This is a genomic window from Duganella sp. FT27W (genome assembly GCF_009295655.1).
GTDB classification, from domain to species: Bacteria; Pseudomonadota; Gammaproteobacteria; order Burkholderiales; family Burkholderiaceae_D; genus Rugamonas; species Rugamonas zoogloeoides.
On the sequence record NZ_WHIV01000002.1, the window covers coordinates 1,262,048 to 1,288,030 of the forward strand.

Annotated in this window: 25 protein-coding genes; 13 read left to right on the forward strand and 12 right to left on the reverse strand. The window is 63.3% G+C overall.

Translation table 11 applies throughout. The features are described 5' to 3' along the window. Window position 1: 1 nt before the first annotated feature. Window positions 2-706 (reverse strand): YggS family pyridoxal phosphate-dependent enzyme, encoded by a 705-nt coding sequence (locus F8197_RS11720; protein WP_152881946.1) that lies wholly within the window; start codon window positions 704-706, stop codon window positions 2-4. 51 nt (window positions 707-757) lie between these two features. Here F8197_RS11720 and F8197_RS11725 point away from each other — a divergent pair, with 51 nt between their 5' ends. From F8197_RS11725 to F8197_RS11740, 4 genes are all read left to right on the forward strand, one after another. Next, window positions 758-1,801 (forward strand): type IV pilus twitching motility protein PilT, encoded by a 1,044-nt coding sequence (locus tag F8197_RS11725; RefSeq protein WP_019924644.1) that lies wholly within the window; start codon window positions 758-760, stop codon window positions 1,799-1,801. A gap of 2 nt (window positions 1,802-1,803) precedes the next feature. Beyond that, the gene (locus tag F8197_RS11730; RefSeq protein WP_152881947.1) at window positions 1,804-2,940 is read left to right on the forward strand and encodes a PilT/PilU family type 4a pilus ATPase; all 1,137 of its coding nucleotides are present in this window, start codon (window positions 1,804-1,806) and stop codon (window positions 2,938-2,940) included. 10 nt (window positions 2,941-2,950) lie between these two features. Continuing rightward, window positions 2,951-3,439: a glutathione peroxidase gene (locus F8197_RS11735; protein WP_152881948.1), complete on the forward strand. Its 489-nt coding sequence runs from the start codon at window positions 2,951-2,953 to the stop codon at window positions 3,437-3,439. A gap of 130 nt (window positions 3,440-3,569) precedes the next feature. Next, window positions 3,570-6,131 (forward strand): bifunctional diguanylate cyclase/phosphodiesterase, encoded by a 2,562-nt coding sequence (locus F8197_RS11740; RefSeq protein ID WP_227012196.1) that lies wholly within the window; start codon window positions 3,570-3,572, stop codon window positions 6,129-6,131. Here F8197_RS11740 and glcF read toward each other — a convergent pair. Genes glcF through F8197_RS11755 form a run of 3 tightly spaced genes read right to left on the reverse strand, consistent with a single transcriptional unit; the run spans window position 6,123 to window position 9,995 of the window. Continuing rightward, the gene (glcF, locus tag F8197_RS11745; RefSeq protein WP_152881949.1) at window positions 6,123-7,355 is read right to left on the reverse strand and encodes a glycolate oxidase subunit GlcF; all 1,233 of its coding nucleotides are present in this window, start codon (window positions 7,353-7,355) and stop codon (window positions 6,123-6,125) included. The two genes, F8197_RS11740 and glcF, sit on opposite strands and share 9 nt — an antisense overlap. Window positions 7,356-7,366: 11 nt before the next feature. Further along, window positions 7,367-8,491, reverse strand: a complete 1,125-nt coding sequence (gene glcE, locus F8197_RS11750) for a glycolate oxidase subunit GlcE (RefSeq protein WP_152881950.1) — start codon at window positions 8,489-8,491, stop codon at window positions 7,367-7,369. A gap of 10 nt (window positions 8,492-8,501) precedes the next feature. Then, a complete protein-coding gene (locus F8197_RS11755) occupies window positions 8,502-9,995 on the reverse strand; it encodes an FAD-linked oxidase C-terminal domain-containing protein (RefSeq protein WP_152881951.1) in 1,494 nt (497 codons plus the stop codon). Window positions 9,996-10,089: 94 nt separating this feature from the next. Between F8197_RS11755 and F8197_RS11760 the strand changes: the two genes are divergently transcribed. Together F8197_RS11760 and F8197_RS11765 are read left to right on the forward strand one after the other, a co-directional pair. After that, window positions 10,090-10,644 carry a cob(I)yrinic acid a,c-diamide adenosyltransferase gene (locus tag F8197_RS11760; RefSeq protein ID WP_152881952.1) on the forward strand — a complete coding sequence of 185 codons (555 nt, stop codon included), beginning with the start codon at window positions 10,090-10,092 and terminating at the stop codon, window positions 10,642-10,644. Between the two features lie 194 nt (window positions 10,645-10,838). Then, window positions 10,839-11,135, forward strand: a complete 297-nt coding sequence (locus F8197_RS11765; protein WP_152881953.1) for a DNA-binding transcriptional regulator — start codon at window positions 10,839-10,841, stop codon at window positions 11,133-11,135. Between the two features lie 44 nt (window positions 11,136-11,179). Here the strand turns inward: F8197_RS11765 and dxs are convergent, their stop codons facing one another. The 3 genes from dxs to F8197_RS11780 are packed head-to-tail and all read right to left on the reverse strand — an operon-like array spanning window position 11,180 to window position 14,217. Next, a complete protein-coding gene (gene dxs / locus F8197_RS11770) occupies window positions 11,180-13,057 on the reverse strand; it encodes a 1-deoxy-D-xylulose-5-phosphate synthase (RefSeq protein ID WP_152881954.1) in 1,878 nt (625 codons plus the stop codon). Then, the gene (locus F8197_RS11775; protein ID WP_152881955.1) at window positions 13,058-13,954 is read right to left on the reverse strand and encodes a polyprenyl synthetase family protein; all 897 of its coding nucleotides are present in this window, start codon (window positions 13,952-13,954) and stop codon (window positions 13,058-13,060) included. Beyond that, a complete protein-coding gene (locus F8197_RS11780; RefSeq protein ID WP_070249336.1) occupies window positions 13,951-14,217 on the reverse strand; it encodes an exodeoxyribonuclease VII small subunit in 267 nt (88 codons plus the stop codon). The genes F8197_RS11775 and F8197_RS11780 overlap by 4 nt, the downstream gene beginning before the upstream one ends. A gap of 344 nt (window positions 14,218-14,561) precedes the next feature. On the opposite strand from F8197_RS11780, the gene F8197_RS11785 reads away from it, so the two are divergent. The 3 genes from F8197_RS11785 to F8197_RS11795 are packed head-to-tail and all read left to right on the forward strand — an operon-like array spanning window position 14,562 to window position 17,470. Next, window positions 14,562-15,662 carry an aromatic ring-hydroxylating dioxygenase subunit alpha gene (locus F8197_RS11785; protein WP_056141606.1) on the forward strand — a complete coding sequence of 367 codons (1,101 nt, stop codon included), beginning with the start codon at window positions 14,562-14,564 and terminating at the stop codon, window positions 15,660-15,662. A 12-nt stretch (window positions 15,663-15,674) separates the two neighbouring features. Further along, entirely contained in the window at window positions 15,675-16,598 is a 924-nt protein-coding gene (locus F8197_RS11790; RefSeq protein WP_056141610.1) for a DMT family transporter, read from the forward strand. 17 nt (window positions 16,599-16,615) lie between these two features. Continuing rightward, window positions 16,616-17,470 (forward strand): sulfurtransferase, encoded by an 855-nt coding sequence (locus F8197_RS11795; protein WP_152881956.1) that lies wholly within the window; start codon window positions 16,616-16,618, stop codon window positions 17,468-17,470. Between the two features lie 26 nt (window positions 17,471-17,496). On the opposite strand, the gene F8197_RS11800 is transcribed toward F8197_RS11795, so the two are convergent. From F8197_RS11800 to polA, 5 genes are all read right to left on the reverse strand, one after another. Further along, a complete protein-coding gene (locus F8197_RS11800) occupies window positions 17,497-17,775 on the reverse strand; it encodes a type II toxin-antitoxin system RelE/ParE family toxin (protein ID WP_152881957.1) in 279 nt (92 codons plus the stop codon). Continuing rightward, window positions 17,747-18,028 (reverse strand): hypothetical protein, encoded by a 282-nt coding sequence (locus F8197_RS11805; protein WP_019924661.1) that lies wholly within the window; start codon window positions 18,026-18,028, stop codon window positions 17,747-17,749. The genes F8197_RS11800 and F8197_RS11805 overlap by 29 nt, the downstream gene beginning before the upstream one ends. Before the next feature lie 52 nt (window positions 18,029-18,080). Then, window positions 18,081-18,782: a ZIP family metal transporter gene (locus F8197_RS11810; RefSeq protein ID WP_229205038.1), complete on the reverse strand. Its 702-nt coding sequence runs from the start codon at window positions 18,780-18,782 to the stop codon at window positions 18,081-18,083. 327 nt (window positions 18,783-19,109) lie between these two features. Beyond that, entirely contained in the window at window positions 19,110-19,991 is an 882-nt protein-coding gene (locus F8197_RS11815) for a dienelactone hydrolase family protein (protein WP_019924663.1), read from the reverse strand. An 84-nt stretch (window positions 19,992-20,075) separates the two neighbouring features. Next, window positions 20,076-22,841 carry a DNA polymerase I gene (polA, locus tag F8197_RS11820; protein WP_152881958.1) on the reverse strand — a complete coding sequence of 922 codons (2,766 nt, stop codon included), beginning with the start codon at window positions 22,839-22,841 and terminating at the stop codon, window positions 20,076-20,078. A gap of 272 nt (window positions 22,842-23,113) precedes the next feature. Between polA and F8197_RS11825 the strand changes: the two genes are divergently transcribed. From F8197_RS11825 to F8197_RS11840, 4 genes are all read left to right on the forward strand, one after another. Next, complete coding sequence (locus tag F8197_RS11825) at window positions 23,114-23,521, forward strand: hypothetical protein (protein WP_056141623.1); 408 nt, start codon at window positions 23,114-23,116, stop codon at window positions 23,519-23,521. 90 nt (window positions 23,522-23,611) lie between these two features. Next, a complete protein-coding gene (locus F8197_RS11830; protein WP_152881959.1) occupies window positions 23,612-24,568 on the forward strand; it encodes a homoserine kinase in 957 nt (318 codons plus the stop codon). Continuing rightward, a complete protein-coding gene (locus tag F8197_RS11835; protein ID WP_152881960.1) occupies window positions 24,568-25,353 on the forward strand; it encodes a BPSS1780 family membrane protein in 786 nt (261 codons plus the stop codon). Before F8197_RS11830 ends, F8197_RS11835 begins: the two co-directional genes overlap by 1 nt. A 143-nt stretch (window positions 25,354-25,496) precedes the next feature. Then, on the forward strand, window positions 25,497-25,907 hold the full coding sequence (locus tag F8197_RS11840) for a hypothetical protein (protein ID WP_152881961.1): 411 nt from the start codon (window positions 25,497-25,499) through the stop codon (window positions 25,905-25,907). Window positions 25,908-25,983: the final 76 nt, after the last annotated feature.

Consider the following 25,983-nt stretch of genomic DNA (forward strand, 5'->3'; position numbering starts at 1 on the left):
GTCAAGCTTTCGGATAAGTTCGGGAACCAAAAATGGCGGAGCCCACGCGCACGATGGTGGCGCCTTCGACCACCGCCGCGCGCAGGTCGGACGACATGCCCATCGACAGCGTGTCGAGCGCCAGGCCGTCGGCGCGTAGTTGGTCGTACAGCGCGCGCAGTTGCGCGAACGCCGCGCGTTGTTGTTCGAATTGCTCGGCCGGCTCGGGGATCGCCATCAGGCCGCGCAAGGTGAGATTGGGCAGCGCTGCTACCTTTTGGGCCAGCGCCGCCAGTTCGTGCGGGGCCACGCCGCTCTTGCTGGCCTCCCCGCTGATGTTCACTTGCAGGCAGATTTGCAGCGGCGCCATGCCCTCGGGGCGCTGCTCGGACAGGCGCTGGGCGATCTTTTCGCGCTCCACCGTGTGCACCCAGTCGAAATTTTCCGCAATCGGGCGGGTCTTGTTGCTCTGGATCGGGCCGATGAAATGCCATTCCAGCGCGGGCGCGCCAAGGTCCTTGAGCGCGCGGATCTTGTCCACGCCCTCTTGCAGGTAGTTTTCGCCGAAGGCGCGCTGGCCGGCGGCCACCGCCTCGTGCACGGCTTGCGGCCCGAAAGTCTTGGACACGGCCAGCAGCCGCACGGCGTCCGGGGCGCGGCCCGCTTCGGCGGCGGCAGCAACGATAGACGCGGTGACAGCTTGCAAGTTCTGGGGGATCGGGGACATAATCGTTGGGGCTCTTCAGGCAATCGTTAAAGTCAGGCACAAGGATTATAAATGGACATTTCCGAACTTCTCGCATTCTCCGTCAAGAACAAGGCCTCGGATCTGCACCTTTCGGCCGGGCTGCCGCCGATGCTGCGCGTGCACGGCGACGTGCGGCGCCTGAATGTCGATGCGCTCGAGCACAAGGAAGTGCACCGCATGATCTATGACATCATGAACGACGGCCAGCGCAAGGTCTATGAAGAACGCCTGGAGATCGACTTTTCGTTCGAGATTCCCGGCCTGTCGCGTTTTCGCGTCAACGCCTTCAACCAGGAGCGCGGCGCCTCGGCGGTGTTCCGCACCATCCCGTCGAAAATCCTCACGCTCGAAGAGCTGAACGCGCCCAAGATCTTTGCCGATTTCGCCTTGAAACCGCGCGGCCTGGTGCTGGTGACCGGCCCTACCGGTTCGGGCAAATCGACCACGCTGGCGGCCATGGTCAACCATCTCAACGAGACCGAGCATGGCCACATCCTGACGATCGAAGACCCGATCGAATTCGTGCACGACTCGAAAAAATGCCTGATCAACCAGCGCGAGGTGGGACCGCACACGCACTCGTTCAGCAACGCACTGCGCTCGGCGCTGCGCGAAGACCCGGACTGCATCCTGGTCGGCGAATTGCGCGACCTGGAAACCATCCGCCTGGCGCTGTCGGCCGCCGAAACGGGCCACCTGGTGTTCGGCACGCTGCACACGTCGTCGGCCGCCAAGACCATCGACCGTATCGTCGATGTGTTCCCGGCCGAGGAAAAGGAAATGGTGCGGGCCATGTTATCGGAGTCCCTGCAGGCGGTGATCTCGCAGACCCTGCTCAAGACCAAGGACGGCAGCGGGCGCGTGGCTGCGCATGAAATCATGGTGGGCACGCCGGCCATCCGCAACCTGATCCGCGAGGCGAAGATCGCGCAGATGTATTCGGCGATCCAGACCGGCAGCAACTTCGGCATGCAGACGCTGGACCAGAACCTGACGGACCTGGTGCGCCGCAATGTGATCGCGTCGGCCACCGCGCGCAGCGCGGCCAAGACCCCCGACAACTTCCCGGGCTGATCATGGAACGCGACGACGCCTCCAAATTCATGTTCGACCTGCTGCGCCACATGCTGGCGAAAAAAGGGTCGGACCTGTTCATCACCGCCGGTTTTCCACCGGCGATGAAAATCGACGGCAAGATGACGCCCGTGTCGCAGCAGGCGCTCACGCCCGCGCACACGCTGGACCTGGCGCGGGCCATCATGAACGACAAGCAGGCCGCCGGGTTCGAGCAGACCAAGGAAGCCAACTTCGCCATTAGCCCGGGCGACCTGGGACGCTTCCGCGTCTCGGCGTTCGTGCAAATGGGGTCGGTAGGCATGGTGCTGCGGGTGATCACCAGCACCATCCCCGACCTGAACAACCTGGGCCTGCCGGAAGTACTGAAGGAAGTGGTGATGGCCAAGCGCGGCCTGGTGATCATGGTGGGCGCCACCGGTTCCGGCAAATCCACCACCCTGGCCGCCATGGTCGGCTACCGCAACGAGAACAGCTACGGCCATATCATCACCATCGAAGACCCGGTGGAATTCGTTCACCCGCACAAGAACTGCATCATGACCCAGCGCGAAGTCGGGGTCGATACCGACGACTGGGAGACGGCGCTCAAGAACACGCTGCGCCAGGCGCCGGACGTGATCCAGATCGGCGAGATCCGCGACCGCGAAACCATGGACCACGCGATTGCGTTTGCGGAGACCGGCCACTTGTGCCTGGCCACGCTGCACGCCAACAGCGCCAACCAGGCGCTCGACCGCATCATCAACTTCTTCCCCGAGGAACGCCGCCAGCAACTGCTGATGGATTTGTCGCTCAACCTCAAGGGCCTGGTTTCGCAGCGGCTGGTGCCGCGCAAGGGCGCGCCGGGACGCGCGGTGGCAATCGAAATCCTGCTCAACACGCCGCTGATCTCGGACCTGATCTTCAAGGGCCAGGTACACGACATCAAGGAGCTGATGAAAAAATCGCGCGAGCTGGGCATGCAGACCTTCGACCAGTCGCTGTTCGACCTGCACGAGGCGGGGCTGATCACGTACGAAGACGCGCTGCGCAACGCCGACTCGGTCAACGACCTGCGCCTGGCCATCAAGCTCGAAAGCAAAACCACGCCCGAGCAGGCGCCGCCTGCCGGCGCCAGAGAACTGGGCATCTTATGAGTTTCACATTATGAGCAGCATCTACGACTTCACCGCCAACGACCTGGCCGGCGCGCCGGTGGACTTGCACCGGTACCAGGGCAAGGTGCTCCTGATCGTCAACACCGCCAGCCAGTGCGGCTTCACGCCGCAGTACAAGGGGCTGGAAGCCGTGTACCAGCAGTTTCGAGACAAGGGCGTGGAGGTGCTGGGCTTCCCGTGCAACCAGTTCGGCGCCCAGGAACCGGGCGGCGCCAGCGAGATCGGCGCCTTCTGCGAAAAGAACTACGGCGTCACCTTCCCGCTGTTCGCCAAGATCGACGTCAACGGCGACGCTGCCCACCCGCTGTTCGCCAAGCTGAAACACGATGCACCGGGCATCCTCGGCACCGAGCGCATCAAGTGGAATTTCACCAAGTTCCTGGTCCGCAAGGACGGCACCGTGTTTGCCCGTTATGCGCCCACCACCAAGCCGGAAAGCATCGTCGCTGACATCGAAAAGCTGCTGGCGGGGGAATAATCGGCGTACGCAGCAACGATTTGTGCAGCACGGAAAGTAAAATCGTGAAAACGATAGGTTAAAACCGTGCTTTAGGTTAACTTTTCAGTAATAATGGTCTTCGGTCATTTCCCAACGTGAAACGTTAACTATGTCCCTGTTTGGAAAACTCCTGGCGCCATGGTTACGGATGGGCGTGTATGCGCGCTTGTTCCTGCCCATCTTCGTCATCATCACGCTGGTGCTGGTCGTGCGATATTCGATGATCTTCGAGTCGGAGACCACGAGCGCCAGTGCGCGCTACCAGCACGGCGCCAGCGAACTGGCCACCTATCTGCACAACACCTTGCGGCCGGCGGTGCAAGCCTCCGACCGGGGTGCGATCGAACGCACCCTGCACGACGCGCTGCGGCTTAATGCCGACCTGACCGCACTCTCGCTCGACTTCCCCGGCGGCCACCTCGAAGCCCGCCGCGCGCCAGTGCCGCTGCCGTCCTATCCGGCCTGGTTCGGCACCATCGAGGCGCTGCAACCGATACGCCAGAGCGTGCGCATCGGCGACGCCAGCCTGCAACTGGCGTTCGAGCCGACCTTGCCGCTGGCCGATGTATGGCGCACGCTGCGCCAGCAGGCGCTGATCTCGGCCACCAACATCCTCATCATCTACTCCCTGCTCGGCTTCATCATCTTCGTCAACAAGCGCATGCTCAAGCGGCTCAACGCCGCCACCATCCGCTTCCATGGCGGCGACTATGCCACCCGCATGAAGGTATCCGGCACGCTGGAGGCACGCATGCTGGCCGAGACCTTCAACAACATGGCGCAGCGGGTGCAGGCGCTGGTGGACAAGCTGCAGGACAGCCAGAAAAGCCTCAGCGAACAACTGGACCGCACCTTGCGCGCGCAGGAACAACTGCAGGCGCAGAAGGAGCGCATCGAAGTGACGCTGGCGTCGATCGGCGACGCCGTCATCACCACCGACCTGACGGGCCGTATCGAGACCATCAACGAGGCGGCGCAACAGCTCACCGGCTGGCCCGAGTCGCGCGCGCGCGGCCGGGAGCTGCACCAGGTGTTCGTGCTGGCGAATAACTTCGGCCAGCATTCGCTGCTCAAGTCGATGGCGGCGCTGTATGCCGGCGGCGAAGTGATCAAGGTGGGCAACCAGAGCCTGCGTCACCGCTCGGGCCGGGCCCTGACGGTGGAATACACGGCCAACGCCATCCGCACCGCCCAGGGCAAGGTGGAAGGCTCGGTGCTGGTGTTCCGCGACGTGACGGAACGGCGGCAGTTGATGCAGCAGATCTCGTGGCAGAGCAATCACGACATCCTCACCGGTCTGCCCAACCGCACCGCGCTGGCGGCCCGCTTCGAAAACGAAGTCACGCGCGCGCGCGAACACAACTACCTGCTGGCGGTATGCCTGTTCGACCTCGATCACTTCCAGCAGGTCAACGACCTGCTCGGCCAGCTCACCGGCGACGAAGTGCTCAAGCAGGCCGCGAGCCGCTTGCACGAGTTTTCCGACCAGCGTGCGGGCGAGCGCCACTACGTGGCGCGCCTGGGCGGCGACGAATTCGTGCTGCTGCTGCCGGAACTGCGCGGACGCGGCGATGTGGAGCAAGCAATGGACAAGCTGTTGATAGCGCTATCTCGCGACTACACCTGCGACGCCAAGCCGGTGGCGATGTCGGCCAGCGTAGGCATCGCGGTTTACACCGGCAACGAGGCCAGCGCCGACAGCCTGCTGCGCCAGGCCGACCAGGCGCTGTACCAGGCCAAGATCATGGGCCGCAACCGCTATCACTTTTTTGACGCCGACCTGGACGAACAGGTACGCACCCACCACAACCGCCGCACCGAGGTGCGCGCGGCACTGCGCGCCGGCGAGCTGCGGCTGTTCTACCAGCCCAAGCTGAACATGCGGCGCGGCCGCATCATCGGCATGGAAGCGCTGCTGCGCTGGGAGCATCCGCAACGCGGCATCGTGGCGCCGATGGAGTTCCTGCCCATCGTCGAACACAGCGACGTCATCATCGACATCGGCGAATGGGTGCTGCGCGAGGCGCTGCGCCAGTTGCAGCAGTGGCGCCATACCGATCCGGACTGGGTCATCAGCGTCAATATCGCCGCGCGCCATTTCCAGCGCGCCGATTTTGTCGAGCGCATCACCGCCATCCTGTCCGAGTTCCCCGACGTGCCGCCGCACATGCTGGAGCTGGAAATCCTGGAGTCGTCGGCGCTGTCGGACATCAACCATGTGCGCACCATCATGCAGGATTGCCAGGCACTGGGCATCGGTTTTGCACTCGACGATTTCGGCACCGGCTACTCTTCGATGTCGTACCTGAAACGCCTGCCGGCCGACGTGCTGAAGATCGACCAGAGCTTCGTGCGCAATATGCTGGAAGACCGCGACGACCTGCACCTGGTGAGCGCGGTGATCGGCCTGGCGAAGTCGTTCGGCCGCGCGGTGATCGCCGAAGGCGTGGAAACGGTGGAACACGGCGCCATGCTGATGCGCCTGGGCTGCGACCTGGTGCAAGGCTACGGCATCGCCCGGCCGATGCCGGCGGACGAGGTGCTCGATTGGGTGACGGCGTTTGAACACCGTGCGCCGTTGTGGCAGGCAGCGGCGCAACTGGCGCCGATCGTGAGTTTGCACAAGGAGGTGGTGGAACCACCGCCGACCACGCTGATTCCGCTAGCCTGAGCGGACCAGCATCCGGTCCACCAGCTCGATCCAGTGCACCACCGGCGTCTGCGTGCCCGACTGCAAATGCGCCGTGCAGCCCACGTTGGCCGAAACGATGGTGGTGGCACAGGTAGCGGCCAGCGCTTCCAGCTTGCGGTCGCGCAGTTGCAGCGACAATTCCGGTTGCAGCAGCGAATAGGTTCCCGCCGAGCCGCAACACAGGTGACTGTCGGCGCACAGCACCACGTCCACGCCCACCGCGCGCAGCACGCTTTCCACCTTGCCACGGATCTGCTGGCCGTGCTGCAGCGTGCACGGCGGGTGGTACGCCACTCGTTCCTCGATCATTGCGGTGCGCCGTGCCAGTTCCGCCTCGAACTCCGGCATCACCTCGGACAGGTCGCGCGTGAGCGCGGCGATGCGCGCTGCCTTGGCCGCATAATCGACGTCGTGCGCCAGCAAGTGGCCGTATTCCTTGACGGTGGCGCCGCAACCGGACGCCGTCATCACGATGGCTTCCACCTCGCCCCGCTCCACGTACGGCCACCAGGCGTCGATATTGCGGCGCATGTCGTCCAGCGCCGCCTGCTGGTCGTTCAGGTGATGGCGCAGCGCGCCGCAGCAGCCGGCCTTGGGCGCGACGATCAATTGCACCCCCACCGCATCGAGCACGCGCGCAGCGGCGTGGTGGATGTTGGGCGCCATGGCCGGCTGGGTGCAGCCGGCCAGCGCCAGCATCTTGCGCGCGTGGGTGCGCGCGGGCAGCTTGCCGGCCGCCTGCCGCGCCGGGATCTTGTCCTGCAAGGCGGGCGACAGCAAGGGCCGCAACAGCTGGCCCGCGCGCAGCGCCGCCGCAAACACGCCCCGGCGCGGCAGGGCTTCCTTCAACAGCCAGCGCTTGAAACGCTCGGTGGCCGGACGTGGCACGCGCTGCTCGACCACCTGGCGGCCGATGTCGAGCAGGCGCCCGTAGCGCACGCCGGACGGACAGGTGGTTTCGCAGCTGCGGCAGGTGAGGCACCGGTCGAGGTGCAACTGGGTTTTACCGGTAACGGGCGCGCCTTCGAGCACCTGCTTGATCAGGTAGATGCGTCCGCGCGGGCCATCGAGTTCGTCGCCCAGCAATTGGTACGTGGGGCACGTGGCCGTGCAAAAGCCGCAATGCACGCAGGAGCGCAGGATCGCGTCGGCCTCTTCTCCTTCGCGCGTGTGCTGGATAAAATCGGCGAGATTGGTTTGCATGGCTCAGGTGTTCAATATAAGCGTCCGGGGTTGAAGATGCCGGCCGGGTCGAACGCGGCCTTCAGGCGCTGGTGGATGGCGGCGACGGCCGGCGCCAGCGGGTGGAACACGCCGGGCGCCTTGTCCTGCGCGCGGTACAGCGTGGCATGGCCGCCCGCCGCTGCCGCCGTGCGGCGGATGGCGTCCGCATCACCAATACGACCATCGGCCAGCTTGAGCCAGCGCTGCGCCCCACCCCACTCGATCAACTGCTCGCCGCCATTGACGATGGCGCTGGCAGCCGTTGGCACCGACAGCCGCCACACGGCGCCGCCGTCGAAAAAACCGTGGGTCTGGTCACGCAGCGCGGCCCAGAACGCGGCTGCATCGTCGCCCAGTGCTGCGCTGGCGGCCGGGGTGGCAGTGCCTGCGCTGCCACCCGCGGTGCTGGCCAGCTGCTGGCCCCCCAGTCTGCGCCGCGCCGCGTCCACCGCTGCCTGCGCGCCGGACAGGCGCAGCGTCAGCACGCCGTCATGCCAGCAACTGGCGGACAGTGGCAGCGGCTGGCCGGCCCATTCGTTCAACCTGGTGAGCGCATCGATCTCGCTCATTTCAAACTGCAGGCTCGCTTCGCACACGGGCTTGGGCAGCACCTTGAGCGACACCTCCAGGATCAGGCCCAGCGTGCCGAGCGAACCGGCCAGCAGGCGCGAGACGTCGTAGCCGGCCACGTTTTTCATGACCTGGCCGCCGAAGCGCAGCGCCTCGCCGCTGCCATCCATCAGCACCGCGCCCAGCACGAAGTCGCGCACGGCGCCCGCATTGGCGCGGCGCGGCCCGGACAAGGCACTGGCCACCACGCCGCCGATGGTGGAGCTTGGCCCGAAGCGCGGCGGCTCGAATGCCAGCATCTGCTGGTGACGATCGAGCAGCGCCTCGATCTCGGCCAGCGGCGTGCCGCAGCGCGCGGTGATCACCAGTTCGGTCGGCTCGTACGACACCACGCCGGTGTAGGCGCGCGTATCGAGCACCTCCCCCGCCAGCGCGCCGCCGTACCAGTCCTTGGTGCCGCCGCCGCGCAGGCGCAGCGGCTGGCCGGTTTGCGTGGCGGCGCGGATGCGGGCGCTGAAGGCGCTGGCGATGTCGGTCTGGGTCATGGTCATCGCCTTAAAAGCGCGGCAGGTGGGCGAACGGCAGCAGGCCGCCGCGCACCCGCATCCTGCCGAATTCCGCGCAGCGGTTGAGGGTGGGGATCGCCTTGTCGGGGTTGAGCAGGCCGGCCGGATCGAACGCGCGCTTGACCGCGAAAAACGCTTCCAGCTCCAGCGGCGCGAACTGCGCGCACATCGAATCGATCTTCTCGATGCCCACGCCATGCTCGCCGGTGATGGTGCCGCCCACGGCCACGCACAGCGCCAGGATTTCGGCGCCGAAGCTTTCTGCCCGGGCGAATTCGTCGGGGATGTTGGCGTTGAACAGGATCAGCGGATGCAGGTTGCCGTCGCCGGCGTGGAACACGTTGGCACAGCGCAGGCCATACCTGATTTCCATCTGGGCGATACCGGCCAGCACCTCGCCCAGGCGCTTGCGCGGAATGGTGCCGTCCATGCAGTAGTAGTCGGGCGAGATACGGCCGGCCGCCGGAAACGCGTTCTTGCGCCCGGACCAGAAGCGCAGGCGCTCGGCCTCCGACTGCGACACCGTGATGGCCACCGCGCCGGCCGCGCCCAGCACCGCCGACATGCGGGCAATGTCTTCTTCCACTTCCTCGGCCGTGCCATCGGCCTCGCACAGCAGGATGGCGGCGGCGTCGGTATCGTAGCCGGCATGGACGAACGGCTCGACCATGCGCGACGAGGTCTGGTCCATCATCTCCAGGCCGGCGGGGATGATGCCGGCGGCGATCAGCGCAGCCACCGCGTGGCAGCCATCGGCCACCTGCGCGAACGACGCCATGATCACGCGCGCCACGGCCGGCCTGGGGATCAGTTTGACGGTCACCTCGGTGACAATGCCCAGCATGCCCTCGGAGCCGATGAACACCGACAGCAAATCGAGGCCGGGAGAATCGAGCGCAGCGCCGCCCAGTTCCACGATCTCGCCATCAATGGTGGCCATGCGCACGCGCAGCACGTTGTGGATGGTGAGGCCGTACTTGAGGCAATGCACGCCGCCCGAGTTTTCCGCCACGTTGCCGCCGATGGTGCAGGCGATTTGCGATGACGGATCGGGCGCGTAATACAGACCATGCGGCGCGGCCGCCTCCGAGATGGCGGCGTTGCGCACACCGGGCTGCACGACCGCCGTGCGCGAATAGGCGTCGAGGCGCACGATGCGATTGAGGCGCGCGGTGGACAGCACCACGCCATCGACAATCGGCATGGCGCCGCCGGACAGTCCCGTGCCGGCGCCGCGCGGCACGACCGGCACACCGAGCTCGCGGCACACGCGCAGCACGGCCACCACCTGCGCCTCGCTGTCGGGCAGCGCGACGATCATCGGCAACTGGCGGTAGGCGGCCAGGCCGTCGCATTCGTAGGGACGGGTGTCTTCGGGCGCCGAGAGCACGGCGCGCGCGGGCAGCACCCGCAGCAAGGCATCGGCCACCTGCGCACGCCGCGCGGCAACATCGTCAAGCCGGGTTGAAACCGCAACAGTCATGGACGGGCCCTGGAAGCACTACAGGCCTCGATTGTAAGCATAAAAGCGGAACTGCTGTATTCTTCTGTGACTCATACAATCAACCGGAACATCCATGGGCAACCGACTCTCCAAAATCGCCACCCGCACCGGCGACGGCGGCACCACCGGCCTCGGCGACGGCAGCCGCACCGACAAGGACAGCGTGCGCATCCACAGCATCGGCGAAGTCGATGAACTCAATTCGCATCTCGGCCTGCTGCTGTGCGAAGACATGCCCGCCGACCTGCGCGACGAGCTGGTGACGATCCAGCACGACCTGTTCGACCTCGGCGGCGAGTTGTGCATCCCCGGCTACCAGATGATCACCGAAGCGCACGTGGAACGGCTCGACACGCTGCTGGCCAAGTACAACGCCACCCTGCCCGCGCTGACCGAATTCATTTTACCGGCCGGCTCGCGCGCTGCATCGCAGGCGCACGTGTGCCGCACCGTGTGCCGTCGCGCCGAACGCGCGATTGTCACACTCGGCAAAACCGAAACCATCCACGAGCATCCACGCCAGTACGTGAACCGGCTGTCGGATTTGCTGTTCGTGCTGTCGCGCGTGCTCAACCGCTACGCCGGTGGCAGCGATGTGCTGTGGCAGCATGAGCGCAAGCGCGGTTAAACCGCGCGCGCCGCTGTCGAGCATGTCGTCCGCCCCGGTCTGGCCGCGCGCCATGGCCGTCATGGCTGCCCAATGCCATTGTTTGCCTTGACCGCTTTCGCAAAAAGCGAGCGGGCAGATTTAAGTCAGCAGGATCGCAACGACTTCTGCCAGTTGACAGCGCTGCTGGCCCAGAAATTTAAAAGGAAAACACCATGAGCAAGGTTGCCGACAGCATCCGTCGCGGACTTCAAGAGGCTTTGGCTTATGCGGACGGCACGGCGGACCCTCGCGCCTATCAAGTCCATGTACCGGCGACGATTAACGTCAAAGCGATTCGCGCCAAACTTGCCATGACACAAGAAGAATTTGCGGGCCGGTTTGGTTTCAGCGTCAGTACCTTGCGGCATTGGGAACAAGGCACGCGCCAACCTGAAGGGCCAGCGCGCGCTTATCTCCTGGTGATTGACCGCGCCCCGGAGACCGTGCAAGAAGCTCTTTTGGCTAGCTGAGTCCCAAAAAAACGCCCCTGACTGTGCGAGGGGCGAGGATTAAATCAAGTGTTGTTCACTACCAGGCGCGGCTCGTCGCCCGAGGTATCGAAGCGCTGCCTGATCGACGCGGTAATACCCGCCGCATCAAGACCGACACTGGACAGCAGCTTGACCGGATCGCCGTGGTCGATGAACTTGTCGGGCAGACCCAGCATCAGCAGCGGCTTGACGATGCCTTCGGCGGCCAGCGCTTCGGCCACGGCTGCACCGGCGCCGCCCATGATGGCGCCCTCTTCCACCGTCACCAGATAGTCGTGGCTGGCGGCCAGCTGCTTGACCAGTTCCACGTCCAGCGGTTTGACGAAGCGCATATTGGCGACCGTGGCATTCAACGTCTCGCCGGCGGTAACCGATGGCGCCACCATCGAGCCGAATGCCAGGATCGCGATGCGGGCGCCCTGGCGCTTGATTTCGCCCTTACCGAGCGGGATAGTGGTCAGTTCCTGCTCCATCGACGCGCCGATGCCGGCGCCGCGCGGGTAGCGGATGGCGGCCGGACCGGGATAGCGGTAGCCGGTGGTGAGCATCTGGCGGCATTCGTTTTCGTCCGACGCGGCCATGATCACCATGTTCGGGATGCAGCGCAGGTAGGCAAGGTCGTAGTTGCCGGCGTGGGTGGCGCCGTCGGCGCCGACCAAACCGGCGCGGTCGAGCGCAAACGTGACGTCGAGATTTTGCAGCGCCACGTCGTGCACCAGCTGGTCGTAACCGCGTTGCAGGAAGGTCGAGTAGATCGCCACGACCGGTTTCAGGCCTTCGCAGGCCAGGCCGGCGCCGAAGGTCACCGCGTGCTGCTCGGCGATGCCGACGTCAAAGTAACGGTCCGGGTATTCCTGCTCGAAGCGCACCATGCCCGAGCCTTCGCGCATGGCAGGCGTGATGCCAACCAGTTTTTGATCGGCAGCGGCCATGTCGCACAGCCAGTTGCCGAACACTTCGGTATAGGTGAGCTTCGATGGCGCGGTGGCCGGCTTGATGCCTTCGGCCGGATTGAACTTGCCGGTGCCGTGGTACAGGACCGGCTCGGCCTCGGCCAGCTTGTAGCCCTGGCCCTTCTTGGTTACCACGTGCAGGAACTGCGGCCCCTTGAGCTGCTTGATGTTTTGCAGCGTGGGGATCAGCGAATCGAGGTCGTGGCCGTCGATGGGGCCGATGTAATTAAAACCGAATTCCTCGAACATGGTGGCAGGCACCACCATGCCCTTGGCGTGTTCTTCCAGGCGCTTGGCCAGTTCCAGCACCGGGCCGGGCAGCACCGACTTGCCGACGTTCTTGGCGGCGGCGTAGAACTGCCCCGACATCAGGCGCGCCAGGTAGCGATTGAGCGCGCCGACCGGCGGCGAAATCGACATATCGTTATCGTTGAGGATCACCAGCAGGTTGATGTCGTCCTGCACGCCGGCGTTGTTCAACGCCTCGAACGCCATGCCGGCGGTCATCGAGCCGTCGCCGATGACGGCAATCGCGTGGCGGTGCTCGCCCTTGATCTTGGCCGCCTGCGCCATGCCCAGTGCAGCCGAAATCGACGTCGACGAGTGGGCGGTGCCGAAGGTGTCGTACTCGCTCTCGTCGCGCTTGGGGAAGCCCGAGATGCCGTCCAACTGGCGCAGCGTGTGCATGCGGTTGCGGCGGCCGGTGAGAACCTTGTGCGAATAGGTCTGGTGGCCCACGTCCCACACGATGCGGTCTTCCGGCGTGTTGAACACGTAGTGCAGCGCCACCGTCAGCTCGACCGTGCCCAGGTTGGACGACAAATGGCCGCCCGTCTTGGACACCGAGTCGAGCAGGTAGGCGCGCAGTTCGTGCGCCAGGGGCGTGAGTTGATGGTACGGCAGTGCGCGTACGTCGGCCGGTGAATCTATTTTTTCTAGCAAGTTCATTTATGCCTTCCGCTGCACGATCAAATCCGCGAGTTCGCGTAACCGCAGAGCCTTGTCTCCGAACGGCGCGAGCGCTGCGTGCGCATCGAGCCGCAATGTTTCTGCCAGCGCGCGCGATGGCTCCAGCCCCAAAATCGACACGTAGGTCGGCTTGTTGTCGGCCGCGTCCTTGCCGGCGGTCTTGCCCAGCGTGGCCGAATCGGCGGTGGCGTCAAGCACATCATCGACCACCTGGAATGCCAGGCCGATGGCGCGCGAATACTGGTCCAGCGCGGCCATCTCGGCCGCGTCGAGGTCTTTACCGGCCAGCGCGCCCAGCACCACGGCTGCGCGCAGCAAGGCGCCGGTTTTGAGCTGGTGCATCTGCTCCAGTTGTTCCAGGGTCAAACTCAGGCCGACGCTGTCGAGGTCGATGGCCTGGCCGCCGCACATGCCGGCCGAGCCGGATGCATGGGCCAGCACCTTCAACATGGCAGCGAGGCGCGCCGGTGGAATCACGCTGATGTCGGCCTCGGCCAGCACCACGAAGGCCTGCGATTGCAGCGCGTCGCCGACCAGCAGCGCGGTCGCTTCGTCGTAGGCGATGTGCACGGTCGGTTTGCCACGGCGCAGCGCGTCGTCGTCCATGCAGGGCATGTCGTCGTGCACCAGCGAATAAGCGTGGATCATTTCCACGGCTGCTGCCGCGCGCGCCACGATGGCGGCATCGGCGTCGAACAGCGCGCCGGCCGCATACACCAGCAACGGACGCACGCGTTTGCCGCCACCGAGCAGGGCGTAGCGCATGGCTGCGTGCAGCTTGGTGGGCGTGGCGGTGGCGGCCGGCAGGAAACCCGATAAATCGTGTTCCGAACCGGCTTGCACGGTTTTCATCCAGTCGTCGAAGGCGGCGGTCATTGTTCGGCCTCGGCGGTTTGTTCGAACGGCTTGAGCATGTCGCCCTCGAGCACCTTGACCTGGGACTCCACTTTTTCAAGCTGGGCCGCGCACAGCTTGACCAGCTCGGAACCGCGCGCATAGGCGGCCACCGACGCTTCGAGCGGCAGTTGGCCGGCTTCCATTTGCGCAACCAGTTGGGCCAGCTCTGCCATCGCTTCTTCAAACGAGACGTTGGCGGCGGCGGCGGTCGTTGCAGCTTCGGCAGATAATTTCTTAGACATCGTTATTCGTCGTTTTCAGACATGGTCACTCAGGTTTCAAGGCAAAAAAGCTTGCCAGGCAGTGTAGCCCGTTATTTTAGAACAAACCACCCACTCCGGTGGAACAATACGGACGCCACCCGGCCGGATGACGGATTTTATCGTAATCGCCACCATCCACGTGAAGTACATGCATTTCTTGCAATTCCTTACAAGTTGGACGCGTGCGCCCTCTGCCCCAGCCCGGTAAAAAACGGTATAATTGCCGGTTCTGTCCGAAATACTATTTTCAACTTACTTGAATTCAGGAATTTGCGGATTCTGTCTCTTCTTGGTTTGATGTATTTTAATTAAGGGGGGTTTGGATGTCCGATCTGGGTACCCACGCCAAGCTGGCGCGTTCTAACGCGCAACTTCCGGTTGACGTCTATTTTGACGAAGCGCTGTTACAGCGCGAAAAGCAGCAATTATTCCAGAGTGGTCCGCGTTACGTGGGCCACGAACTGATGGTGCCCGAGGTCGGCGACTTTGCCACGCTGGCTGCCGAAAACGAAGGCCGCATGCTGGTGCGCAACGCCAATGGGCTCGAATTGCTGTCCAACGTCTGCCGCCACCGGCAGGCGTTGATGTTCAATGGCCGCGGCAACGCCAATAATATTGTGTGTCCGCTGCACCGCTGGACCTACGACCTCAAGGGTGAACTGATCGGCGCGCCCCACTTCGCCGAAACGCCGTGCCTGAACCTGCCCAAGACCACCCTGCAAAGCTGGAACGGCCTGCAGTTCGAGCAAAATGGCTACAACGTCATGGAAAAGCTCAAGAACCTGTCAGTCACGAAGGATCTCGATTTCTCCGGCTATATGTTCGACCGCGTGGAAGTGCAAACGTGCGATTACAACTGGAAGACTTTTATCGAAGTCTACCTGGAGGACTACCACGTCGAACCGTTCCACCCGGGCCTGGGCGGCTTTGTCAGCTGCGACGACCTGCGCTGGGAATTCGGCCAGGACTACAGCGTGCAAACCGTGGGCGTGAACAAGGGCCTGCTCAAGTCCGGCTCCGAAGTGTACAAGCGATGGCAGGAGCAGGTACTGAAATTCCGTGGCGGCGAGGCGCCGCCGTATGGCGCGATCTGGCTCACGCTGTACCCGAACATCATGGTCGAGTGGTATCCGCACGTGCTGGTGGTGTCCACCCTGTGGCCCGATGGTCCGCAGCGCACCCGCAACGTGGTCGAGTTCTACTACCCGGAGGAAATCGTGCTGTTCGAGCGCGAGTTCATCGAGGCCGAGCACGCCGCGTACATGGAAACCGTGTCGGAAGACGACGAGATCGCCCTGCGCATGGACGCCGGCCGCAAGGCCCTGCGCGCCCGGGGCGAGACCGACGCCGGCCCTTATCAATCACCGATGGAAGATGGCATGCAGCACTTCCACGAATGGTACCGATCCAAGATAGATTTATAAAAAGGAAACTGGATGCAATCGCTTTGGATGTTGTTCGCTAGCTTTATGTTCGCCGTCATGGGGGTGTGCGTCAAGCTGGCATCCGAAGAATTCTCCACCTCCGAAATCGTCATGTACCGCGGGGTGGTCGGCGTGATCGTGCTGGCCATCATCATCAAGTCGCAAGGCGGCAGTTTCCGCACCACCATGCCGCTGGCCCACCTGTGGCGCTGCATCATTGGCGTGGTGTCGCTGTGGCTCTGGTATTACTCGATTGCCGAACTGCCGCTGGCCACGGCCATGACCCTCAATTACCTGTCGCCGATCTGGATCGCCGTGTGGCTGTTCGCGCTCGGCTGGTGGCACGCCAAGGGCGACATCAAGTGGCCGCTGATGCTGGCCGTGATGATGAGCTTTGTGGGCGTGGTCCTGCTGCTGCAACCGGCCTTCCACGCCAACCAGCTCACGCCTGCCCTGGTCGCGCTGTTCTCCAGCCTGTTGACAGCCATGGCCTATATGCAGGTGCGCAAGCTCGGCCTGGCCGGCGAGCCGGAAAGCCGCGTGGTGTTTTATTTTGCCGTCACCAACATCGTTGCCGGCCTGCTCGGTAACATCCTGCTCACCGGCGGCAAGCCGGTGGAGTGGCACCCGATCAACAGCTGGCACGGCGGCTTGCTGCTGCTTGGCATTGGCATCTGCGCCACCAGCGCGCAAGTGGCCATGACGCGCGCCTACCGCCTGGGCCAGACCCTGGTGGTGGCCAACCTGCAATACACGGGTATCGTGTTTTCCAGTATCTGGGGCGTGCTGGTGTTTGGCGACGTGTTCAGCTGGATGAGCTGGACCGGCATCGCCATCATTCTCGCTTCCGGCGTGGCCGCAACGTTCTACAATACCCGCAATACAGAGCGCGGCAAGGCCATCGACAAGGCCGACCCGATTTCCAGCGAAGTGTAGTCAACGGAGTTTTTGCCATGCATACCACCCTGATCAGCGCCACCGACCTGGCCCCGCATGTCACCGACAGCCACTGGGTCGTCCTCGATTGCCGCCACGACCTGATGAACCCGGACGCCGGCCGCGACGCCTTTGCGGCCGGCCATATCCAGAACGCCCAGTTTGCCAATATCGATACCGACCTGTCCGGCGCCAAGACCGGGCCTGACGGCGTGTTCCGTGGCCGCCACCCGCTGCCCGAGCGCGCCGCGCTGATCGAGACGCTGCGCGCCTGGGGCATCAACGACGACACGCAAGTGGTGGCCTACGACGCCCACGGCGGCATGTTCGCCGCGCGCCTGTGGTGGTTACTGCGCTGGATCGGCCATCCGGCCGTGGCCGTGCTCGACGGCGGCCTGGCCGCCTGGCAAGCAGCCGGTGAACCGCTGGTCACGCCGGTGGCGCCACGCGCCCGAGGTACTATTGCCGAGCGACCAAGCCTGACGCAGACGGTAGCGGTGGACGACGTGGTGGCCAACCTGGCCACGCAAAATAAAACCGTGGTCGATGCGCGCGCCGCCGACCGCTATCGCGGCGAGAACGAAACCATCGATCCGGTGGGCGGCCATATCCCCGGCGCGCGCAACCGCTTCTTCAAGGATAACCTGGCGCCTGACGGCCGTTTCAAGGATGCCGCGCAATTGAAGGCGGAATGGACGCCGCTGTTTGCCAGCGCACCGCAGGCGATCATGCAGTGCGGCTCGGGCGTCACTGCCTGCCACAACCTGTTGGCGCTGGAAGTGGCGGGCTTGCCCGGTGCGGCGCTGTATCCGGGCTCGTGGAGCCAGTGGTGCGCCGATCCGGCGCGGCCGGTGGCGACGGGACAGGATTAAGTTTTTCGGATGCGTACATTGCGTACTCAACGGACGATGACGATGTCGTTGGCTGTCACGCGATACTCGATGGTGTGTCCAGTTTTGGGAACCGGATAGCGGCGTAGCGCTGGCAAATACGTCGGCGTGCCGATATCAGGCTGAGTAGACAAAAGGTCGATCACCTTACTGACCCTTTGCAATACCAGGAGTCCGGTGGAATAATCCTGCGCGTTGATGTGCGCCATGGTCTGATCGAGCGCTCGCTGTGCGGCTGCCGACCACCTTACAGTCCGCTTAGCCTGCTTTACGCTTGCCGCGCACATTGGCGTCCAAGATGCGTCGTGCCTGTGCCATCACATCGTCGTGAGCGACAGTGCACCCTGCTGCAATGTCCTCATCGGCATTGAGATTGGCTTGCACCGAATCCTCGATATCATCGAAGCCGTACAGGTAAATCTCGGGCCAGATACTATCCACGCTGACGTTGGCCTTGCTTGCCAGACGCTCAAGGCGCGCAGAGTCCGCAGCCGATAGTGCTGCCAGCGCCGCTGCCTGCTTTTGAGAGGGAAGGTCCATCCCGCCATCTTACCCCTCCCGCGCCAGACTGCAAGCAAGCTGGGCTTTATGGTTAGCGGTGACTGGTAAAGAACACCACGATCGCCACGCCGGTGGCAATCAAGAGCACTTGCGGCACCGATTCGCGCAGCGTGGCGCGGCGTTGCATCTGGGGCATAAGGTCGCTCACGGCGATGTAGATGAAGCCCGACGACGCAAACACCAGCACGTACGGAATCAGGCTGCTGGCGCGGTCGAGGAAGTAATAACCGAGCAGGCCGCCGGCGATCGACAGCAGGCTGCACAGCAGGTTGTAGATGTAAGCGCGCGTGCGCGAGAAACCGGCGTTGAGCAGCACGATGAAGTCGCCGATTTCCTGAGGGATTTCGTGGGCGATGATGGCCAGGCCCGTCACCAGGCCCAGTTGCGGGTCGGCCAGGAAGGCGGCGGCAATCAGGATACCGTCGGTAAAATTATGCATGCCGTCACCGACCAGGATCATCCAGCCGGCTTTGCCCGCTTCGGTCTTGTCGTGGCCGTGATGGTGGTGGTGGCCGTCGTGCTCGTGGTGGTGCGAGTGGCGCATGATGGCCAGTTTTTCCAGCACGAAGAACGCCAGCAGGCCGGCCAGCAGGGTCGCGAACAGGCTGCGCGGGCTGGCGGTGGAATCGAATGCTTCGGGCAGGGCATGCAGCAGCGAGGTGGCCAGCATCAGGCCGACCGACAGGCTGACCATGCGCTCGACCACCTTCGACAGCAGCGTAAACGAGAACACGGCAGCGGCCGATATGCTGACGACGCCGGCGAGCGTGGTCGCCAGAATGATGGAAATGAGTACGGGATCGATGGTATAGCCTCTTGTGCCTGGCCCGTCCACAGAGGGGGCCGGGGCGTTATTTTACCGCCCGGCACGCATTTCTGCTCTTTTTTGGCTAAAAACAGCCTTCATGGCCCATCGGTCTCTCTTTAGGGAAGCTCGAAAAACCGTAGCGAGCGGTTCGTTATCGTCGAGAGTAGCGCAAGCGTACGGAGGTACGCTGAGCAACGGAGCGGCGATAGCGGACCGCGCAGTAGGTTTATCGAGGTTCCCTTTAGTCTGGCTTTATGCCACGCCGTTCTGCTTGAACCACGCCAGCATGCGGCCCCAGCCATCCTTGGCGTCTGCCTCGACATAGCTGGGCCGGTAGTCGGCGTGGAAGGCGTGGCCCGAGTTCGGATAGACCACGAAAGTCGACTTGTTTGCGCCCTTGGCCAGCGCCGCTTTCATCGCTTCGACCGATTCCTGCGGAATGCCGGTATCTTTCAAACCGTACAGGCCCAGCACCGGCACCGTCAGAGATGGCGCGATATCGACCGGATGCCTGGGCGTGTTGGCGCTGGTAGTGCCCACCAGCCGGCCATACCACGCCACGCCGGCCTTGATGGCCGGGTTGTGGGCGGCGTACAGCCAGGTCACGCGGCCGCCCCAGCAAAAACCGGTGATGGCGATCTTGTCCGGGTTGCCGTTGTTGGCCTTGGCCCATGCCACCAGCGCGTCGAGATCGGTCATCACCTGCGCGTCCGGGGTTTTGGCGATGATGTCGCGTTGCAGCTCGGCGATCGAGGCAACCTTTTGCGGGTCGCCCTGGCGCACGAACAGGTCCGGCGCCAGCGCCAGGTAGCCCAGCTTGGCGAAGCGGCGGGCCACGTCGGCAATGTGTTCATGGACGCCGAAGATTTCGGAAATCACCAGCACCACCGGCAGGTTGGTCTTGCCTTCCGGCTGAGCGCGATAGACCGGTACAGCCTGGCCAGCCACGTCGAGCGTGATGGTGCCGGCGGTGAGGCCGGCGGTATCGGTCTTGATGACGTTTTGCGCGACCACCGGCATGGCGGCCACGGCAAAGCCCGTACCGAGCGCGACCTTGATGAAGTCGCGGCGGTCGAGGCCGTCCGATAGCGGGGTTTTCAACAAACTCTCTGCGTCGCGTTGCAAGTCATCCATGCGTTTTCTCCGTTGGTGAGTAACTCAAGTCGTCAATGGATTGCCGCCTGCGCGGCAATCACGGTGCTGCGGCCGGCCCTGCTGTCAGTGCGCCTCTTCCCAGTTTTTACCGACGCCTACCTCGGCCAGCAGCGGCACTTTCAATTGCGCCACGCCTGCCATCAGTTCCGGCAGCTTCTGCTTGACCAGCTCCAGCTCGGCGTCCGGCACTTCCAGCACCAGTTCGTCGTGCACCTGCATGATCATGCGGGTTTGCAATTTGTCCGCTTCCAGCCAGTTTTGCACCGCCACCATGGCCAGCTTGATCAGGTCGGCGGCCGTGCCCTGCATCGGCGCATTGATTGCCGCGCGCTCGGCGCCCTGGCGGCGCGGGCCGTTCGGGGAATTGATTTCAGGCAGCCACAGGCGGCGGCCGAACACGGTTTCCACGTAGCCGCGCGCTTTCGCCTGCAGGCGGGTGTCGTCCATGTACTGCTTGACGCCCGAGAAGCGCGCGAAGTAGCGGTCGATGTAATTCTGCGCGGCGGCGCGCTCGATGTTCAGGTTGGCGGCCAGGCCGAACGCGCTCATGCCGTAGATCAAACCAAAATTGATCACCTTGGCGTAGCGGCGCTGCTCGCTGGTCACCTCGGCGGGCGGCACGCCGAAGATCTCGGCGGCGGTGGCGCGGTGGATGTCCTCGCCGTCGGCAAACGCGCGCAGCATCGCTTCGTCGCCCGAGATATGGGCCATGATGCGCAACTCGATCTGCGAATAGTCGGCCGACACCAGGTGGCTGCCCGGCGGCGCAATGAACGCTTCGCGGATGCGGCGGCCTTCCTTGGTGCGCACCGGAATATTTTGCAGGTTGGGGTCGTTCGATGCCAGCCGGCCCGTCACCGCCACCGCCTGCGCGTAGTTGGTGTGCACGCGGCCGGTGTCCTGGTTGATCATTTTCGGCAGCTTGTCGGTGTACGTGGACTTGAGCTTGGACAGGCTGCGGTATTCGAGCAGCACTTTCGGCAGCGGGTAGTCCTCGGCCAGCTTTTGCAGCACTTCCTCGTCGGTCGATGGCGCGCCGCTCGGGGTCTTTTTCACCACCGGCAGTTGCAGCTTCTGGAAGAAGATCTCGCCGATCTGCTTGGGCGAACCGAGGTTGAACGGCTGGCCGGCCAGCTCGTGCGCCTGCGCTTCGAGTTCGACGATGCGCGCGCCCAATTCGGCGGACTGGATGTCTAGCAGCGCGGCGTCGATGTGGACGCCGTTGCGCTCGATCTTTTGCAGCACCACGGCAGTCGGCAGCTCGATCTGGCGGTAGATGTAGTTGAGCTTGTCGTCGCTTTCCACCTGGGCCGCCATCACGCCGTGCAGGCGCAGCGTGATGTCGGCGTCCTCGGCCGCGTAGTCGGTGGCGCGTTGCAGTTCCACCTTATCGAACGTGATCATGTTGACGCCCTTGCCGCACACGTCCACGAACGGAATCGTGGTGTGATCGAGGTGGCGCAGGGCCAGGTCGTCCATGCCGTGGGTGCGGTGCGATTCGAACACGTACGATTGCAGCAGGGTGTCGTGGTGGATGCCGCGCAGCTGGACGCCGTGGTTGGCGAAGATGTGGCTGTCGTACTTGAGGTTCTGGCCCACCTTGAGCTTGCTGTCGTCTTCGAGCCAGGACTTGAGTTTTGCCAGCACGTGCTCGCGCGACAGTTGCTCCGGCACGCCCGCGTACGCGTGCGCGACCGGGATGTAGCAGGCCACGCCGGGCTCGGTCGACAGCGAGATGCCCACCAGTTGCGCCGTCATCGGCTCGAGCGACGTGGTTTCGGTATCGACGGCCGTCAACGCGGCAGCGTCGATCAGCGCCAGCCATTTATCGAGCTGGGCGTCGGTGAGCACCATCTCGTAGTTGACGTTGACCTTGGGCGCTTCGCCGAACATGTCCTGCGTGGCCGAGACCGCGCCGCCGGCAGGCACCGCCTTCGCAGCAGCAGCCGTGGCCGCAGCGGTGGGTGTCACCGCGCTCAGCTCGCGCATCAGGGTTTTGAAGCCGTACGTGGTGAAGAACGTGACCAGGGTGGGACCATCCTCGGGACGCGCCACCAGCGATTCGCTGATCGACATCATGTGTTCGGCCAGGTCGCAGTCGGTTTTTACCGTGATCAGCTCACGGCTGCGCGGCAGCCACGCCAGCGCGGTGCGCAGGTTTTCGCCGACGGCGCCGGTAATCTTGTCGGCATTGCTCATTACGCCGTCGAGCGAGTCGTAGGCGGTGAGCCATTTCAGCGCGGTTTTCGGCCCGCATTTCGAGACGCCCGGCACGTTATCGACGGTGTCGCCGATCAGGGTGAGGTAGTCGATGATGCGGTTCGGCGGCACGCCGAACTTGGCCAGCACACCGGCCTCGTCCATCTTCTCGTTGTTCATGGTGTTAATCAGCATGACGTTCGGATTGACCAGTTGCGCCAGGTCCTTGTCGCCGGTGGACACCACCACCTTCATGCCGGCCTTGACTGCATCCACGCACAGGGTGCCGATCACGTCGTCCGCTTCCACGCCATCGACCATCAGGATCGGCCAGCCCATGGCCTTGACGGCCTCGTGGATCGGTTCGATCTGCAGGCGCAGGTCGTCCGGCATCGGCGCGCGCGTGGCCTTGTATTCGGGATACATATCGTCGCGGAAGGTTTTACCCTTGGCGTCGAACACGCAGGCGATGTAGGCGGCCGGGTAGTCGGCGCGCAGGCGGCGCAACATATTGACCATGCCGTGCATGGCGCCGGTGGGGTAGCCGTCCGGGCTGCGCAGGTCGGGCAGCGCGTGGAAAGCGCGATAAAGGTAACTGGAACCATCGACTAACAGCAGGGTATTTTGCATAAGAAACTGATCTATGTGAGGGGCGTGCGGTGGCCGCAACAGTAACAGCAGCGGCGACTCGCAGAGTGAATGGCGCATTATCGCAGGTTTTAAGCAGGGCTTCGCCCGCCGCACGGGATTTCCAAAACTGAAATGGTTTCTTAAGGAAACCTTACTGATGGGGCGAAAATGGGGTTTTTAGAGCAGGGATTCGTGCACGTTTGTTACAATGGATCATACTTAAAAATATCACGCATTCCCCACCCGGTCAGACTACGTCAAGGCGATCCATCATGAAGCGCACCTCCTCCCTTTTGCCTGTCCTGCTCCTCGCCATCGGCACTCACGCCTGGGCGCAAACGCCGCCCAGCGACAAGCCGCCCAAGCTGGAAAAGCTGGAGGAAGTCACCGAAGATGGCGTCAACGTCCGCTCCAACCAGTCGCAGCAGGGTACCCAGATCAAGGATAACCGCGACAATAACGGCAACCTGATCAACACCACCGTGACCGCCGGTGGCAGCACTTATACCGTGCGCCCGGCCCACCCGGCCGGCCCGGTACCGGTCGGCGAAGGTCCGGGCCCTGCCCTCAGTGGCCCGCAATGGAAGGTGCTGGAATTCGGCGGCCCCAAGAAAAAGACCCCGGTAGAAGACGACAGCACCACTGACGTACCGCCGCCAGCAGCGCCCGTCACCAAATAAGCACCTGCGGCTGCGCTCCGGCGCAACGCAGGATTTCGGCGCGCACGCTGTGCAGCGGTGCGCCCGTTCACCGAACCCATCAAGCTTCTCATGGCAGTGTTTACTCCGGTCACCCTGGACGACGTCAACCAGTGGATCACGCAATTCCCCCTCGGCAAGCCAACCGCCTTGAAAGGCATCGCTTCCGGCATCGAAAACAGCAATTTCTTCCTCGACACCGAGCAAGGTGAGTATGTACTCACTATCTTCGAGAACCTGTCGTTCGAACAGCTGCCATTCTATCTGCAACTGATGCGCCACCTGGCCGACCGCCAGGTACTGGTGCCGGCGCCGATTCCCAACCAGCAGGGCGAGCTGATTGTCGCCCTGCATGGCAAGCCGGCAGCCATCGTCACCAAGCTCGAAGGCAGTTCGCAAATGGCGCCGCAACCGGTGCACTGTGCCGAAGTGGGCGCCATGCTGGCGCGCATGCACCTGGCTGGCCGCGACTATCCGCTGCAACAACCGAATCTGCGCGGCCTGGACTGGTGGAACGAAACCACGCCCAAGGTCTTGCCGCACCTGTCCGACAGCAATGCGCACCTGCTGCGAGCCGAGATGCATTTCCAGGAAGCATTTGCCGGCTGCGACACATATAAACAGTTGCAGACCGGTCCCGTGCACGCCGACCTGTTCCGCAACAACGTGATGTTCGACGGCGAGCGCCTGACCGGCTTCTTCGACTTTTATTTTGCCGGCTGCGACACCTGGCTGTTCGACGTGGCCGTCACCGTCAACGACTGGTGTATCGATCTCGACACCGGCGTGCTCGACGTTGCGCGCGTGCGCGCCCTGCTCGACGCCTACCACGGCGTGCGGCCGTTCACCGACGCCGAACAGACCGCCTGGCAACCGATGCTGCGCGCAGGCGCGCTGCGGTTCTGGCTCTCGCGCCTGTATGATTACTACCAGCCGCGCGAGGCAGAAATGCTCACGCCACACGATCCCACCCACTTTGAGCGCATCTTGCGCGAACGTATCGCCACGCTGGCGCCGAAGCTTTTTTGATGACTAAATACACCGCCCGCACCGGCGTGCACTGGGTTAAACAGGGCCTGATGCTGTTCCGCAAGCAACCCGGCGGCCTGATGGCGCTGTTCTTTTGCTGCATGTTCCTGTCGATGTTCATCATGATCATCCCGGTGGGACAACTGGCCGTATTCCTGCTCACGCCGCTATTTTCGGTGGCCATGCTCGAAGGCTGCCGGCACGTGGACGAGGGCAAGCGCGCACTGCCCAATTTGTTGCTGAGCGGCTTCCGCAAGCCCGCCCGTGGTCCGCTGTTGACGCTGGGCGCGCTCAACCTGGTGGTATTGCTGCTTGCTGCCGTCGTGGTCTACAGCATGTCCGGTGACGTGCTGGCCCGCATCGCCGAGCATCCGGACAAGGTCGATCCGGCCCTGCTGCAAACCATGGTGGTGCCAATGCTGATCGCCTCGGCCATGTACACCATCACCTGGATCCTGACCTGCTTTGCCGCGCCGCTGGTGTTCTGGCAAAAAATCACGGTGAGCAAGGCGTTGTTCTTCAGCGTGGTATCGGTCGTGCGCGCCTTCAAGCCGATGTTCATCGCCACGGCGGCGCTGCACCTGCTGTATTTCGTCAGCTCCAACATCGTCGCGATGATCTTCGGCGCGTCGCAAATGGCAATGGCGGGGATTTTCACGCTGTTGCTGCTGTTGATCGTGCTGGCGCACTGCACCCTGTACGTGGCGTACCGCGACATGTTCGACCAGCCACAGGCAGCGGCGCCGGTGGATCTGGAAAAGCACGACAGGCCGGGTACTCAATAGTATCACTTGAGGAATCGCGAATATCCTGAATTTTCAATTCCTCCTCGCATTCACGATCCGTGAAAATAAAAAATAATTGAATTTATTTTGATTTTTTACTATCATGAGCATTTCACATTCCGTGAAAAATGTGGAGATAGAAAATGGTTGCAAGCGAATCCGCTGTAGATTCCGTTACCTCGGCAGCCGCACTGATCTCGCATGCTCTGCGAACACTGCAGGAAAAAACGGCTATCGTGGGCACCATCATCACGCTTGAGCCTGTCACTCCCGGTCAACTGGAGGCCGATGCCGCAGTCGAACTGCAGCACTCCACCGGGACATACCGTTATTGGGTTGACTGTAAATCCTCCATCGATCGTAAAACAACGCTCAATAAGGTAAAGCAACAATTACAACGGCTCGGAGCGGAAGGTCTTCTCATCACCCCCTACCTGAGCAGGGAACTGATCGACCATTGCAGGGAGATCGACCTGCAGTTCATCGATCTGTCTGGCAACGCGTGTCAACAGCGATTGAAAACTGATACAGTTTTGGCGCTCGCAGCGATTTAAAACTGATACACCTCCGTCACCAGCACGCGCTGGATTTTTCCTCTTTTCGTAGCCCGGTCAAGCAGCCAGGTCGCCC

Excerpts from the sequence above, each read along its gene's own strand:
- F8197_RS11775 (WP_152881955.1), bottom strand. The coding sequence starts at position 13,954 with ATGACCGCCGCCTTCGACGACTGGATGAAAACCGTGCAAGCCGGTTCG.
- F8197_RS11815 (WP_019924663.1), bottom strand. The coding sequence starts at position 19,991 with ATGGATGACTTGCAACGCGACGCAGAGAGTTTGTTGAAAACCCCGCTA.
- F8197_RS11780 (WP_070249336.1), bottom strand. The coding sequence starts at position 14,217 with ATGTCTAAGAAATTATCTGCCGAAGCTGCAACGACCGCCGCCGCCGCC.
- F8197_RS11730 (WP_152881947.1), top strand. The coding sequence starts at position 1,804 with ATGGAACGCGACGACGCCTCCAAATTCATGTTCGACCTGCTGCGCCAC.
- F8197_RS11785 (WP_056141606.1), top strand. The coding sequence starts at position 14,562 with ATGTCCGATCTGGGTACCCACGCCAAGCTGGCGCGTTCTAACGCGCAA.
- F8197_RS11825 (WP_056141623.1), top strand. The coding sequence starts at position 23,114 with ATGAAGCGCACCTCCTCCCTTTTGCCTGTCCTGCTCCTCGCCATCGGC.
- F8197_RS11720 (WP_152881946.1), bottom strand. The coding sequence starts at position 706 with ATGTCCCCGATCCCCCAGAACTTGCAAGCTGTCACCGCGTCTATCGTT.
- F8197_RS11790 (WP_056141610.1), top strand. The coding sequence starts at position 15,675 with ATGCAATCGCTTTGGATGTTGTTCGCTAGCTTTATGTTCGCCGTCATG.
- F8197_RS11755 (WP_152881951.1), bottom strand. The coding sequence starts at position 9,995 with ATGACTGTTGCGGTTTCAACCCGGCTTGACGATGTTGCCGCGCGGCGT.
- F8197_RS11760 (WP_152881952.1), top strand. The coding sequence starts at position 10,090 with ATGGGCAACCGACTCTCCAAAATCGCCACCCGCACCGGCGACGGCGGC.
- glcF (WP_152881949.1), bottom strand. The coding sequence starts at position 7,355 with ATGCAAACCAATCTCGCCGATTTTATCCAGCACACGCGCGAAGGAGAA.
- F8197_RS11795 (WP_152881956.1), top strand. The coding sequence starts at position 16,616 with ATGCATACCACCCTGATCAGCGCCACCGACCTGGCCCCGCATGTCACC.
- polA (WP_152881958.1), bottom strand. The coding sequence starts at position 22,841 with ATGCAAAATACCCTGCTGTTAGTCGATGGTTCCAGTTACCTTTATCGC.
- F8197_RS11740 (WP_227012196.1), top strand. The coding sequence starts at position 3,570 with ATGTCCCTGTTTGGAAAACTCCTGGCGCCATGGTTACGGATGGGCGTG.
- F8197_RS11765 (WP_152881953.1), top strand. The coding sequence starts at position 10,839 with ATGAGCAAGGTTGCCGACAGCATCCGTCGCGGACTTCAAGAGGCTTTG.
- F8197_RS11805 (WP_019924661.1), bottom strand. The coding sequence starts at position 18,028 with ATGGACCTTCCCTCTCAAAAGCAGGCAGCGGCGCTGGCAGCACTATCG.
- dxs (WP_152881954.1), bottom strand. The coding sequence starts at position 13,057 with ATGAACTTGCTAGAAAAAATAGATTCACCGGCCGACGTACGCGCACTG.
- F8197_RS11840 (WP_152881961.1), top strand. The coding sequence starts at position 25,497 with ATGGTTGCAAGCGAATCCGCTGTAGATTCCGTTACCTCGGCAGCCGCA.
- glcE (WP_152881950.1), bottom strand. The coding sequence starts at position 8,491 with ATGACCCAGACCGACATCGCCAGCGCCTTCAGCGCCCGCATCCGCGCC.
- F8197_RS11800 (WP_152881957.1), bottom strand. The coding sequence starts at position 17,775 with ATGTGCGCGGCAAGCGTAAAGCAGGCTAAGCGGACTGTAAGGTGGTCG.
- F8197_RS11725 (WP_019924644.1), top strand. The coding sequence starts at position 758 with ATGGACATTTCCGAACTTCTCGCATTCTCCGTCAAGAACAAGGCCTCG.
- F8197_RS11830 (WP_152881959.1), top strand. The coding sequence starts at position 23,612 with ATGGCAGTGTTTACTCCGGTCACCCTGGACGACGTCAACCAGTGGATC.
- F8197_RS11735 (WP_152881948.1), top strand. The coding sequence starts at position 2,951 with ATGAGCAGCATCTACGACTTCACCGCCAACGACCTGGCCGGCGCGCCG.
- F8197_RS11835 (WP_152881960.1), top strand. The coding sequence starts at position 24,568 with ATGACTAAATACACCGCCCGCACCGGCGTGCACTGGGTTAAACAGGGC.